The sequence below is a fragment of the Bacillus sp. M6-12 genome, from assembly GCF_002860285.1.
Taxonomy (GTDB): domain Bacteria; phylum Bacillota; class Bacilli; order Bacillales; family DSM-1321; genus Peribacillus.
In genome coordinates this window covers 222701-235923 of record NZ_PGVF01000009.1, presented here as the reverse complement: position 1 = coordinate 235923, position 13223 = coordinate 222701, and the positions used below count along the sequence as shown (strand labels likewise).

Annotated in this window: 10 protein-coding genes, 3 pseudogenes and 1 riboswitch; of the genes and pseudogenes, 2 read left to right on the top strand and 11 right to left on the bottom strand. The window is 40.3% G+C overall.

Features of this window, described 5'->3' with window-relative positions:
• Positions 1 to 20: 20 nt before the first annotated feature.
• The 8 genes and pseudogenes from CVD28_RS12905 to CVD28_RS12865 form a co-directional block, all read right to left on the bottom strand.
• Positions 21 to 1007, bottom strand: a complete 987-nt coding sequence (locus CVD28_RS12905; RefSeq protein ID WP_101592771.1) for a carbohydrate kinase family protein — start codon at positions 1005 to 1007, stop codon at positions 21 to 23.
• Positions 1008 to 1017: 10 nt separating this feature from the next.
• The gene (locus tag CVD28_RS12900) at positions 1018 to 2508 is read right to left on the bottom strand and encodes a glycoside hydrolase family 32 protein (protein ID WP_101592770.1); all 1491 of its coding nucleotides are present in this window, start codon (positions 2506 to 2508) and stop codon (positions 1018 to 1020) included.
• A 22-nt stretch (positions 2509 to 2530) separates the two neighbouring features.
• Positions 2531 to 3966, bottom strand: a pseudogene (locus tag CVD28_RS12895) (PTS transporter subunit EIIC).
• Positions 3967 to 4125: 159 nt separating this feature from the next.
• The gene (locus CVD28_RS12890) at positions 4126 to 5115 is read right to left on the bottom strand and encodes a LacI family DNA-binding transcriptional regulator (RefSeq protein ID WP_101592769.1); all 990 of its coding nucleotides are present in this window, start codon (positions 5113 to 5115) and stop codon (positions 4126 to 4128) included.
• 127 nt (positions 5116 to 5242) lie between these two features.
• Entirely contained in the window at positions 5243 to 5554 is a 312-nt protein-coding gene (locus CVD28_RS12885) for a hypothetical protein (RefSeq protein ID WP_101592768.1), read from the bottom strand.
• Positions 5539 to 6561: an anti-sigma factor gene (locus CVD28_RS12880; protein WP_101592767.1), complete on the bottom strand. Its 1023-nt coding sequence runs from the start codon at positions 6559 to 6561 to the stop codon at positions 5539 to 5541. The genes CVD28_RS12885 and CVD28_RS12880 overlap by 16 nt, the downstream gene beginning before the upstream one ends.
• Positions 6551 to 7051 (bottom strand): sigma-70 family RNA polymerase sigma factor, encoded by a 501-nt coding sequence (locus CVD28_RS12875; protein ID WP_101592766.1) that lies wholly within the window; start codon positions 7049 to 7051, stop codon positions 6551 to 6553. Before CVD28_RS12875 ends, CVD28_RS12880 begins: the two co-directional genes overlap by 11 nt.
• Before the next feature lie 571 nt (positions 7052 to 7622).
• Entirely contained in the window at positions 7623 to 8624 is a 1002-nt protein-coding gene (locus CVD28_RS12865) for an LLM class flavin-dependent oxidoreductase (RefSeq protein WP_101592764.1), read from the bottom strand.
• 96 nt (positions 8625 to 8720) lie between these two features.
• On the opposite strand from CVD28_RS12865, the pseudogene CVD28_RS29285 reads away from it, so the two are divergent.
• Both CVD28_RS29285 and CVD28_RS28790 read left to right on the top strand, forming a co-directional pair.
• Positions 8721 to 8930 (top strand): annotated as a pseudogene (locus CVD28_RS29285) (hypothetical protein); the annotation flags it as partial.
• A pseudogene (locus CVD28_RS28790) lies at positions 8890 to 9253 on the top strand (molybdopterin-dependent oxidoreductase); the annotation flags it as partial. The pseudogenes CVD28_RS29285 and CVD28_RS28790, both read left to right, overlap by 41 nt.
• A 208-nt stretch (positions 9254 to 9461) precedes the next feature.
• On the opposite strand, the gene ade reads toward CVD28_RS28790, so the two are convergent.
• The 3 genes from ade to CVD28_RS28100 all read right to left on the bottom strand — a co-directional run bounded on the left by ade (position 9462) and on the right by CVD28_RS28100 (position 12829).
• The gene (gene ade / locus CVD28_RS12855; RefSeq protein ID WP_101592763.1) at positions 9462 to 11192 is read right to left on the bottom strand and encodes an adenine deaminase; all 1731 of its coding nucleotides are present in this window, start codon (positions 11190 to 11192) and stop codon (positions 9462 to 9464) included.
• Between the two features lie 1090 nt (positions 11193 to 12282).
• Positions 12283 to 12474 (bottom strand): hypothetical protein, encoded by a 192-nt coding sequence (locus tag CVD28_RS12850; protein WP_142384773.1) that lies wholly within the window; start codon positions 12472 to 12474, stop codon positions 12283 to 12285.
• A 211-nt stretch (positions 12475 to 12685) separates the two neighbouring features.
• The gene (locus CVD28_RS28100) at positions 12686 to 12829 is read right to left on the bottom strand and encodes a hypothetical protein (protein WP_180954148.1); all 144 of its coding nucleotides are present in this window, start codon (positions 12827 to 12829) and stop codon (positions 12686 to 12688) included.
• A gap of 136 nt (positions 12830 to 12965) precedes the next feature.
• Positions 12966 to 13108, top strand: a riboswitch (cyclic di-AMP (ydaO/yuaA leader).
• Positions 13109 to 13223 lie beyond the last annotated feature (115 nt).

Here is a 13223-nt window from a genome sequence, read left to right as displayed (position 1 = left end):
CCTTGGAAAGCAAAAGGCCCTCAATCGAGGACCTTTTGCTGTTCTTTAATAAGCTGGATTACTTGTTCCTTATTCGGAAGTGCGGAAATGGCTCCTTTGCCGACAGTAGTTAAAGCACCACTGGCATTAGCAAACTGAAGGATTTCGATATGCTTCTCGGAAAGGATCTTTACTAAATTGTCAGGAGCAGCCTTTGATTCCAGCAGTTTAAATAAAAATCCGCCAATGAAAGCATCCCCGGCACCAGTTGTATCCATAACATTAACCTTATACCCGGTTGATTCAAACTTTGTTCCCTTTAAATAAAGCTCTGCACCGGCAGCACCCTTCGTATAAACAACAGCCTGCACATCTCCAATAAATAAGGAATGAATGGCCTCCTCTACCACGCTGATTCCCGTAATGAATTCCAGCTCCTCATCCGATATCTTTACAATATGTGCGTTTGGCAGGAATTCAAGAATGGCAGACCTGCAATCCGCTGGATCATCCCATAGCGGCAGTCTAACATTCGGATCAAAGCTAATGAGCCCGCCCTTTTCTTTCATTAACATGATCGCTCTTTTATGTGCATTCTTCATCGGACTTTCCACCAGATCAACGGAGCAGAAATGAAGCATATCACCTTCTTCAAACCAGTCAGGATTTATCTCTTCCTTGTTAAAAAGCAAGTCAGCAGACGGTTTACGGTAAAACGAGAAATCACGCTCGCCGTTCTCTTTTAAAGAAACAAAGGCGAGTCCCGTATTTGCTTCTCTCGTACGCAGGATCTTATCGGTCTCCACACCCGCATTCCTTAGCTGTTCGATCAGGAAGTCGCCAAACGAATCCAGGCCAAGCTTCGTGATCATCGCTGCTTCATGCCCATACTTGGCAACTGCAGCTGCAACATTTGCCGGCGCACCGCCGGGAGCACGCTCAAAGGAAACAACATCCTTTAACGCGCTCCCCTTTTGCTGAGGGATAAAGTCAATTAATACTTCACCGATTGAGAATAGTTTAGTCATTATCTCACCCTTACATTAGAATTCCTTGAGCTAGTTCGTATTTCTTATAGCTGCAGCTTATTTTCCCATCGCTGAATAGCTTTATCACTTTTGGTCCTTCTTTTGGGAACACTCTAGCAGTGAAAACAACTTCGCCGTTATTAATAAAAATCTCTGCAATACTGCGATCGACAAACGCGTGCACCTTTATCGAGCTGCCGAACTCAAGGTCAGAACTTCTTACAAAACCGTATTCTTCCCCAAAAGCTGATTGGAATTTTTCCCGATTCAAACTCACGGTTTGCTTTTTGCGGTCAAACTCCAGCATAAGTCCTTCCGTTTCTGACGCAAACAATTCAAGACCGAATGCGCTTGCTCCCACTTCATTAAAATCAAGCTCGAACTCATACTGTTCTGAGCTGCACTCGATCTCTCGGCAATCTTGGCTAATTACAAGTTCACCTGTTTTCAAGTCTTTTCTTAACTTCTTCAGCTCTTCTGCCGGTTTTTGAATCAGCCTGCCGTCTACAATATCCAGTTCACGGGGAACTGAGAGGCAATGCGCCCAAGACTCCTTGTCTGATGGATACTCTATTTCTCCCATTCCAGCCCAAGCATATAAAAGGCGTTCGTTGTTTTTTCCGGCAAATGTTTGTGGTGCGTAAAAATCAAAGCCCTTTTCTAATTCCTGATAGTGATGCACTTCAAATGAAAGATTGTCGATATCCAATATTCCGATTACATAGATAACATTATAAAGATTTTGGTAATTATGTCCCTCTGCCGCTAGGCCTTGTGGGGAAACGACCAGAACGTCGTTGCCGTTTAGTTCAAAATAGTCCGGGCACTCGAGCATATATACTGACTCCGGCAAATCAAGCTCCAGTTTTAGCTCCCCTTTAAAGGTCCAATCAATTGCATCGTCAGATTCATAAACAATTATCGCTCCGGTTAAATCTGTTCTTTGTGCACCCAAAAACATATAATAGCGGCCATCTTTTTCGAATACCTTTGGATCGCGGACATGCCCTGTATACCCTTCAGGAACTCCTTCGATAATGGGATTCTTCTCATATTTTATGATTGTACCATCACTATTCATGACTGCCAGACACTGGTTGGCGGATCTTTCCTCTGTGCCATATTTGATATTTCCTGTGTAGTACATATAAAGCTTCCCGTTGACTTCAATTGAAGCACCAGAATAGGCACCATGAGATTCATAATCCTCTACAGGGACAAGTGCTACAGGAAGGCGCTCCCAATTAATTAGATCTTTTGATTTTACATGTGCCCAGTGCTTCATGCCGTGAATGGCATCGAACGGATACCACTGGTAAAACACATGAAACTCCCCATTAAAGTAAGCAAGTCCATTTGGATCGTTCATCAAGCCGTACTGGGGGTGAATATGAAAGGCCGGTTTCCAAATAGAATCAGCCGATTTTTTTTTAAGGTTTTCTAATTCATTTTCTTTTGCTTCATAAATCGTTCTATATTTTGGTTCAGTATAATTCGCCATATTGTATCCTCTCATCAAAAGTTTAATCTAAGATTGGTTTTTTAATTTTTAAATAAACAGCTGTTAAAATGGCTCCAACTGCAAGTGCTAAAACATTCGCGATTACATAGTGAAGATGTCCGTTTCCCTTTGCTGCCATAATCGCAAATCCAGGGATTGCTGTTGCCCCAAATCCTAGTGCTTTAATTCCTGTCAGGTAGACATAGGCTCCTCCTATCGCACCGCCAATGCTTCCCATTATAAGAGGAAACTTATATTTAACGTTTACACCAAAAAGTGCAGGTTCTGAAATTCCAAAAAGAGTTGATCCAAACGCTGATACACCAATCTGTCTTGCCTTCTTATTTTTCCAAAGTGCAAGAGTGTATCCAAGTACAGCTCCACCCTGGCCCATTAAGGCTACTGACATAAGCGGCATAATAAAGTTGAAGCCTGTATCGGCAATCAGCTGGGCCTCTACTGCCCCAATAACATGGTGAAGACCTGTAATAACGATAATCTGCTGGATACCAGCAAACAGCATAAAACCAACAATGCCAAGATTATCAACTGACCACATCAATCCAGACGTAATTCCATCTGCAAGCAGACGGCCGAATGGACCAATTGCTGAAAACAATAGTAATCCTGAAACAACAATGGTTAAAAACGGTGAAAGGAAAAGTTTAATCATATCCGGTACTTTCCTGCTAAAGAACTGGTCAAGCTTTGCTACTACTAGACCCATCATTAACGCAATAATAATACCCCCTGGAAAGCAACAAGAGAAACCTTCAATCCAAACAGATTGATAACTTCCGGTTTAACTGTTCCATTACCAACAAGATAAGCATTTGCCAGGTCAGGGTGAAGCATAATCGCACCTAATACAAGGCCGAGTACCGGGTTTCCACCGAAACGCTTTGTGGCAGAATAAACAACCAGAAGCGGCAATATCGTGAAAATCCCAGTAGACATAATTGAAATAAAGCGGTTAAAGCCTGCAATTACAGGGAACATTTCTACAACTGACTGTGGACCGAAAATTCCCTTTTGGCTTAGCAGCCCAGTAAGACCCATTAAAAGTGCCGCTGCCAAAAGGCCTGGAATAATTTCCACGAACACATCGGATAGCGCCTTGATACTTCTTTGGAAGGCATTTTGTTTCTGGGCCGATTGCTGTTTAACATCGCCAAGAGACATTCCCGAAATTCCTGCTTCCTCAACGAATACTGCATAAACATCATTTACAGTGCCTGCACCAAAAATGATTTGAAGCTGGTCACCGGCTACAAACGAGCCTTTTACAAAGTCGAGCTCGCCGATTGCCTTTGTGTCTGCCAGAGAATTATCCTTCAATACAAGCCGGAGCCTTGTCGCACAGTGAGCTGCACCTTGTAGATTTTCTTTTCCGCCTATTAATCTAATAACTTCTTTAACTGCAGGCAGGTATTTGGACTTTATTTTTTTATTAGCCATTTTCTATTTCCTCCCTTTACTTTTTGGAACCGGTTCCAAAAATATTTAAAAAAATAACCGCTCGCTCCCGCCAAAAAACTTCTCTTTAACGGGAACCGGTTCCGCAAATTCATTCTAATACAGTCGAAAGCAATTCGCAACACTTTTTTGAAAACGTTATCACAATTTAATTTTCTTTACACTTTCTCCTTCGAGAAAATCAAAACCGGTTACCTGGAGCAGCGGGACTTCTTCTCCATCAGTCATTTTCATGATCGCCTTAGCGGCCATGACACCAGTGGCTTGATTTTTAAATCGGATTGTCGTAAGAGCAGGATGGATGACTTCAGAGATATTGTATCCGCCAAATCCAGTCAGTGAAATATCCTCCGGAACCTTTTTCCCCAGCCTCGAAATTGTTTTCATGGCACCAAATGCAATAGTATCTGTTGCACAAATGATCGCTGTAGGAGTATACGATTCAAGCATATCTTTCGTGACTCTGGCAGCATCTTGAAAATCAAAGCCGGATAAGAACGTGTGAACATCGGTGACACCTGCCTGTGCCAGTGCATCCATAATTCCTTGTTTCCGCCTTTGCCCAACCGCGATATCACTTTCTGTTACTCCTATATAAGCTACTGATTGATGCCCTTTTCCAGCGATATACCGCCCCATTTCATACCCCGCATCATAATCATTATTAATGATACAATTGCATTGATCTACTTCCTGAGCAACAATCAAAACCGGAATCTGAATCGCTTTAATTGTTTCAATATGTTTATCTGTAACCCCAGTTGCGATAAGGATAATGCCATCCACTTTCTGGCGCGACAAGCTGATTAAGCTTTCAATTTCCCTGTGCACATGCTTGCTGGTACTTATAATAAGTGTTGTATATTCTCGTTTTCGGAGTTCTTCATCAATCGCCATGAGCACCGTAGAAGTAACAAATGAATCAAGCGTTGGAGCGATTACACCGATAAAGTTCGTCTTTTTCGCTTTGAGACTTTGAGCAAAGGAGTTGGGTTCATAATTGGTTTCTTCGATTACTTTCCGTATCTTGGCTTTTGTTTTTTCACTGACGTGGCCGCCATTCAAGTACCTGGACACCGTACTTTTTGCAACACCCGCTAGCTCTGCAATATCATTAATCGTTGTATTCATGGTTGGTTCACCTATTTCTCTATATGCTAGAATGCCTTTATTATATAGTATCGTTATGTTTGTTAAAAGAAGCCCTTCTCTTTTCAGGTACTCGAATCTATAAACACATGTTATTAAAACAACTTTTTTAAGGCTTAGCATTAATAGACATAGCAAAAATAAACATCATAAAGGTAAAGATGAGAATAAACGTATTCAATCCTAATCCCCACCAGGCGAACATTCTGGACCTTTTTCTTGTTAATAAACCAACAATGCCCAGGAACACGCCAATAAACGGAAATTGTATCAAAAATATATTAGGAAAAACGTTTGTTTTGATTAATAAAGCTGCGTTAACTCCTGACAGCGCAATCAAAGCAGTTAAAAATGAGAGAAAGCCAGAAATCGTCTGGGCCCTACCAGTTTTTCTTTGTGTTTTTTTTACTCCCAGTTCCATAATTTCACCTCTCCCATTCTCATTATGCTAATTTCCTTCATGTTTTCAAGCTTCCTTAATTCAGGAGTCGGCCCCGTTACAACTGCTCCATAAATTGAAATGCCATGCTTCTTGACATAGGCCAGGCGATCTTCTAAAGCAAGAGATTTTGCTCTCGCCACAGTTGTTGAAACCTCCTGATTTTCTTTCAGCAGCTCTAAAATATCCACGAACACTTCTTCATTGGATTGCTCGCGTCCATTAAACGGTGACCATATTGTCGTGTCAATTTGGGCAGGATATCCAAGCGGGGTAATCGGCACTCCCTCTGAATCGACCTGCTTTTTTTCCATTCCAGTATCGACCGCCAGCCACCGGACCTCCACATTAGACGGCATTAAATCCTCGACTTGTTTAGGTGACATTAGCTTTGATAAGGAGAGATATACCTCGGCTACCGTTCCATCCGGTATTTTATTTAAGGTCGTCCACTCAGAGGAATAAAAACCGAAGTTACTCGCATTCGGATGAAACAATCTTTCGGTTTCTGGTTTAGGATTTTCCGAAAGCGGATGTTCAAGCAAAAGCTCTTTTTTAGGAAAGTCCGGTTCATCAAGTGCAAACCGAATATCATAGTCTCCCATCTTATAGTCCTCATTGCCAATACGTTTATAAACGTCAAACAGAATATTCATTGAAAAGAAACCGATTTCATCCTCAATTTCCATCTCTTCCAGACTCATATTTGGTTCTGTTACATAAATTGTTTTGGCAGCCACATCAATAAGCTTGTCGGCTCTCCCTCCAATAGAATAAAATCCATAGGTTAATATAGTCATCACTGGGATTATAAGCAGAAGAATTGCCAGGCTAACCATAATATTGGTTGTTCTTGCGGTATTTCTGCCTGTTTGAATAATTCTTCTTTGCTCTCCTTCTGAAAGTCCAATATTATCCTTAAAGTCCTGTTTTGTTTCATTCAGGAAAGTTTTATAATCTTTTTCTTCATTATCGAAGTTATCCGCCATCTTTGTTCATCCTTTCTTTCACGACTTCCATTAATTTTTTCCTTCCCCTGGATAAATGGCTTTTAAAAGTATTGAGTTTTAACTCGAGAATTTCGGCCGCTTCCTGATAGGGAAGATCATGCAAATCACAGAGCAATATAGCATGCTTTTCATTCTCCTGAAGGGAATTCACATCCTTAATCAGCAACTTAAATGCTTCCTTCTCTACCATCATTCTTTCAGGAGTCTCAAGGTTGGCATCCAAATGATCCAGCACGCCATCCTCGAATATTACTCTTTTATTTTTCCGCTGATAATCAACAAACGCATGGTAAGCTACTTTAAATAGCCAAGCTTTAATGTTGCTGATTTCATAATCGTCCAATGATACATAAGCCCGGTAAAATGCATCCTGCACCAAATCCTCGGCAATATAATGATCTCTGGAAAGGGAAAACAGATAACGATATAAATCGTTAACATATAATTTGTATGCCTCCTCAAGCTGCACCCTTGCCCCCCCTTTCATATAAACCACGTATAAGAATGCTAAAAAGTTGCAGCTCATACAAAGTTTTCTATATTATTTATGTAATGTGAACAAATAAAAAAGAATCACAGTGCTCTTGCACGTGATTCCCAAATATTAGAACCTAGCAATCTTTTTCGATAAATCAGGCGCTGATAGATTCATTATATACCTCTTTTGACACCATTTCTAATTGTGATGCTGCTAGCTCCAGTAATATTTAAATAAATAAAATCGATAAACAAACGTTTATAAGCCTGATGATTGGAGTGGAGGGCGCGAGATCCTCGAAAATGCATTCGCATTTCCTTCGTACGGTGTTTATTCTAGGATGCTTATTCAACGTCCTGCGGGAGCAGCTTGACAGGTGAGACCCCGCAGGAGCATGCGACGAGGAGGCTCACCTGTCCCGCCCGCGGAAAGCGAAGCGACTGGAATGGAAATCAACAGACCCCATTAACAGGCCAAAAAAATAACTGCAGGCAAACTCCATTTCATCGAGTTTGCCTGCAGTCTGAGAGAGTGAATTTATTTTCATTCTCCTTTGTCTTGCTTATTTTCCATCCACAATGTCTTTAAAAATTTCATACGAACGCTTTTGTTTTTCTTCGTCATAAATATAGGACACGGCCATGATTTCATCAACATTATACATGTCCTGGAACATTGTCAGCTGGTGTTTGACTGTTTCCTTACTTCCCATAAGCGTTACACTGGACATCCCTTCAGCTGCCTCTTTTTCCATTGGGCTCCAAAGGGAATCAAGATCTTCCACTGGAGGCATTAGCTTCATTTGCGACCCTCTTACAACATTCAGGAAGAATTGCTTCATGGTTGTTGATAAAAATTCTGCTTCTTCGTCTGTTTCAGCTGCAATTACATTCAAGCAAATCATCATATAAGGTTTATCCGAATACTTGGATGGCTTAAAGCGTGCACGGTAAATCCTGATGGCTTCTTCCATATATCTTGGTGCAAAATGTGAAGCAAATACATATGGAAGGCCCAATTCAGCCGCTAAATAGGCTGAATCCGTTGATGAACCCAGGATATAAATCGGGATATTGGTTTCAACTCCTGGATGGGCTTTCACATAGCTTTGATCCTCTAATGGACCAAAGTATGTAAGCAAAGCCTGGACATCCTCTGGAAAAGTATACACAGAATCATTTTTCGAACGGCGAAGTGCGCTCGCTGTCATCATATCCGTGCCAGGTGCTCTGCCAAGACCGAGATCAACTCGATCTGGATAAATCGTAGCCATTGTGCCAAATTGTTCAGCAACAACCAATGGTGCATGATTAGGCAGCATTATTCCTCCGGAGCCAACACGGATTGTATTGGTATGTTCCAGCACATGTTTGATTAAAATCGACGTGGCAGAACTTACAAGCGTCGGAGTATTATGATGCTCAGCTATCCAATAGCGCTTATACCCCATTTCCTCCGTAACCTGTGCCAGGTCCACAAGATCTTGTATAGCCTGCTTGCTGTCCTTACCCTCGCGTATCGGAGCCAGATTTAAGACAGAAACAGGGATTTGTATATTAGTCATTTGAATTACCCCTTAGTGAAGAATTGATTTTATTTTAACAATCGAAATAAATAAAACAAGTTTAATGCTTAGTATGAACTAGATAGACTAGCGGCATCCGAGGTCACGAATGGATACCCAGGTTTAATCTATCAGCCAAACTCTTTGGTAACACGCGGGCAAATGGAGGCTTTTATGTATAGGGCACCACGATATTGGTCAAATATTAATTTATTAACGACTAATATAACCAGTAGCGGAACCAGAGAGGCGAAAGTGGATATAAGGCATTGCATTTCGGGATCTATTGAACTTCATAGAGCTTGAGGAAAACGTATCGTATGTCAAAATATACGGTTATATGGACGGCGAACGCTTTGGATTTTCAGCAAACCTCTCGCTTGCTGACTTGCTGGGGGATGATTTTTTATTTGCTTAACGCTGGAAGGATAGTCAAGCACCAGTTGGAAGACCTTTCACCAAAGCCCGGTGATCCGCTTCGTTTTATTCCGCCTAAAACATTTTATTTATGGAAGGGAACCAAATAGTTCTCCGGGATCCGGTTTATGAAGCATGATGAAGCGGGTTTTTGGGAGGATCTGGGGTACTCCATAACCGCCAATCCATTTAAAGAAGAAAGATATCGGTAGCCAGAAAAGCGGAAGCGACCTGGTCAGCCCAGAATAGGGTTGTGCCGGTTCTTGGGTCACAACATGCGAAGGGCTGGGCGCTGGAGCCGGATATCAGGAAAAAGTGAAAGCGAATAGTCAGTCTAAAGGATTGCCTGGAACAGAGACACGACGTTCATTTTAAAAAACCTGAAATCAGCAGCCAAACTGAATCCAGGTTTTTGTATAGTCAGTGCGATTGTGCAATTGAAATATGAGTAAACCTTGTCACATCAAAAAGTCCCAAATCAGTTAATTTCAATTCAGGGATAACAGGCAAAGCGAGAAACGAAAGTGTCAAAAATGGGTTGAAGGATGTGTTGGCTCCAATCACTTCCAGAGAGGACGTTAATAAGTTTAACTGTTTATACACTTCTTTATAGGATAGATCCGACATAATTCCCGCGATCGGAAGTTTCAGGGAAGAGATGACCTGTCCATTTTGAATAACAACAATACCGCCTTGCAGCTCGTTAATTGCCATAGCAGCCGTAATCATATCATCATCATTTGTTCCAGCTATTATCACATTATGGGAGTCATGTGCTATCGTGCTTGCAATCGCTCCTGATTTAAGCCCAAATCCCTTAACGATTCCAAGACCGATGTTGCCAGTCATTCGGTGCCGCTCAACAACCGCGAGTTTAAGATGATCTTTGCTTATGCATGTCTGGAAATAACCTTCTGCATCCTGTGTCGTTTCTTCAATTACATGTTTGGTCAACAAACTATTGGGGATCACCTGAATTATATTTGCCAGGTTGGAATCCAGCTTGATTTTCAGTTGTTGTTTTGAAATTTCTTGAATATGGACAGTTCCGGAAAATTGTAGAGCAGGCTTATCCTGTGAGGATGCAGCAATATCGGCCAGTTTACCCTTATCTGCGACTAACTTGCCGTTTTTAAATACTTGCGTTATATTTACTGAATCAAGATCATCAAGGAAAAGGAAATCAGCTATATATCCTGGGGCAACTGCTCCCAAATTTGCTAGTCCAAAGCATTCTGCTGTATTAATTGAAGCCATTTGGATCGCGGTGATCGGTGCTATTCCTTGGGCGATAGCTAATCGCACATTAAAATCTATGCTGCCTTCATGGAGCAGATCGTCCAAATGCTTGTCATCCGTGACAAAAACACAGCGGCGGGAGTTGCTCTCGGTTACAGCCCCGATAATATTTTTCAGGTCTCTGGCAACCGTTCCTTCCCGGACCATAAGGTACATGCCTTTTTGAATCCGTTCCTTTGCTTCTTCCAATGTTGTCGCTTCATGATCTGTTCTGATTCCTGCTGACATATAGGCATTAAGCTCATGGCTTTTTAACCCTGCGGCGTGGCCATCAACTTTTTTTCCGGCCATTTGCGTCTCAGAAATTTTTTTCATCATGGAAGGCTCACAATTCATAACCGCCGGAGCATTCATTACCTCAGCAAGTCCCAAAACACGGGGGTGAGTAAGAAATGGCTCCAAATCCTCCATCTCCAAAACTGCTCCAGCATTCTCATATGGTGTCGCTGGAACACATGAGGGCAGCATAAAGTAAAAATCAATTAGAAGATTTTCAGTGGAATCCAGCATATATTGAATTCCGGCAGCTCCAACAACATTCGCAATTTCATGTGGATCGGCAACGATTGCTGTTACCCCATGCGGAAGCAGGACCTTCGCCAGCTCTGCAGGTGTCAGCATGGATGATTCGATATGAACGTGGCCATCAATAAAGGAAGGGGCAACGAATTTACCTTGCGCATCAATGACCTTTTTTCCTTCATAATATCCTATGCCTGCTATATAACCGTCTGCAATAGCAATATCTCCGCTAATGATCTCTCCATTAAAAACATCCACTATTTTTCCGTTTTTGATTACACAGTCGGCAGGCTCACTGCCGTTAGCCACTGCGATTCGCCGTTCCATCATCAATGCTTTCCACCCCGCTTAAAAACTTGACTGCTCATCGTTAATATTACACTTCCGGATCGGATAAATGCACCATCATTACTCGGGCAGAAAAATCTGAATAGCAGCATAATTTATCCCAATTTTCATTTATTCTTCCGAATCGCAAATTAATTTATCGGAATTCAAATTATTTCATCCAAAACGCATGTTAATTCATCCGAATCGCAGATCAATACTAATCGGGACAACATTATCTCCCTTCTCCCAATTTTTGAATAGGAGCTTTTTAAATAATGAAAATCTCCTGGATTTATCGTAACCAATAATATGAAAGAATCTTTTCCTCTTCCAAAATTGACTAGTTCCTTCTATTCATATTTGAACTTTATCTTTTGTAATGGCCTGAAGCTATTAAATTGTCTAACGCAAACCTGTTCTTATGGTATAATTACCCAAAATGGAAGGAGCTTATATTTATATGGACGCAGCCTTTGCGATTTTACCTATCTTATCTATCTTCTTTTACTTAGCCCCTGTAGTGTTTATCATTTGGTTTTTGGTAAAATTCCTGAAAATCCAGGAAGAAAAAAACCAAATTCTACGAACTATATCTGACAAATTGGATAAGAAAAATGATTAGACCGGGAATCCCATCTTATTTCATGTCAAATTTTATTTCGTAATATACAAATCTATAAAATCGCGGGTCCCCTTTTTATTAACCCTGCCTTTTTAAGATGGATAAAAAAAAGCCTCCTTATTTTTAAAGTGGCATTTTCTTCGTTCGTGAGATGTGTATTTATTAGATTAAATTGAACCCATAATAATTTGTTTGTGCTGTAATGATTTGGAAATGGAGTAAAAAGTTTTATGCAGGTACTTATTTTTCTAAAAGAATTACTTTGGATCATTTTATGTCTTAGTTGGATTTATTTATTCTTTCATCACAAGAGAAAAAACAACACCTTAACAATATAAATATCCTGAAACGGAAATAGACTATACAATAATCATTGTTAATATCCAGTTTTTATCAATAGATGAAAACACCTTTCATATATTTTACGCAATACCATTAGTATCATAATGACCGAGAAATGTTTTGTTACTAATTGTTTAATACTTCTTCTGGAAGAAAAGGTTCTTCTAACATACGAAAATCCGCTGTATTATGCTGCAGCGGATTTTCATATTTTTCACATTCCTTCCCGAGCATCAACTTTCGAAAAGAGGCTTGTTGCTTTAGCTCTCCTTGAATAGTTCCCCACTGTCCAGTTAGATAAATATTTTTTATATCCATTCCTTTCATCAAAAATCAGAGAAATAGCAATTAATTGCAAGCGCCAAAGAGTAAAGCTTTATTCCCAATTTTGATAAGGCAATCTCACTAATGGAGATCGCTAACAGCAGTAAGATTAGAATATATACTGCGGAAAAGTAAGCACTGATTGGGTATATACTAATTTAAAAAATGATCTTCTAAATCTTTGGGTTAATAATTAATTTTGACTTTAACCGTGACCTTCGTCCTTATCGTTTTTTTCAGAAGTCACTTTTTTGTCTAATTTATTTGGAAAACCAAATTGATCATTTATTTCTCTCGCCAGATCATCTAAAAACTCATTAGAAAAGAAAGGAACCTTATCTTTATCCATTTTATCACCCTCCTTTTTCCTTCGTTATTAAATAGCCAAAAACTTGAATACAAAATTCCACAATAAAATTGCTTATCTTTACATTTTTATCATTTACATTTTCTTTATACAGGAGTATTATAAACAACAGTTTCATATTTCTAAATCGCTGAAATCATATGATGCGGGGGAACCATTATAGTGGAATTGTAAGAATCCATGGGGTGAATCCTTTTAAGGTAGGGCTACTCTGGGCCCGAATCCGACAGCTAACCTCGTAAGCGTTATAAGAGAAGGAAGGTGGAACTTGTGAGACAAAATTTTAATGTCTTCAGGTCTATTTAACCATGGCCTGAAGACTTTTTTATTTTCTTACAACTTCTTAATTCATTAGTAAATACTAATTTAAAAAATT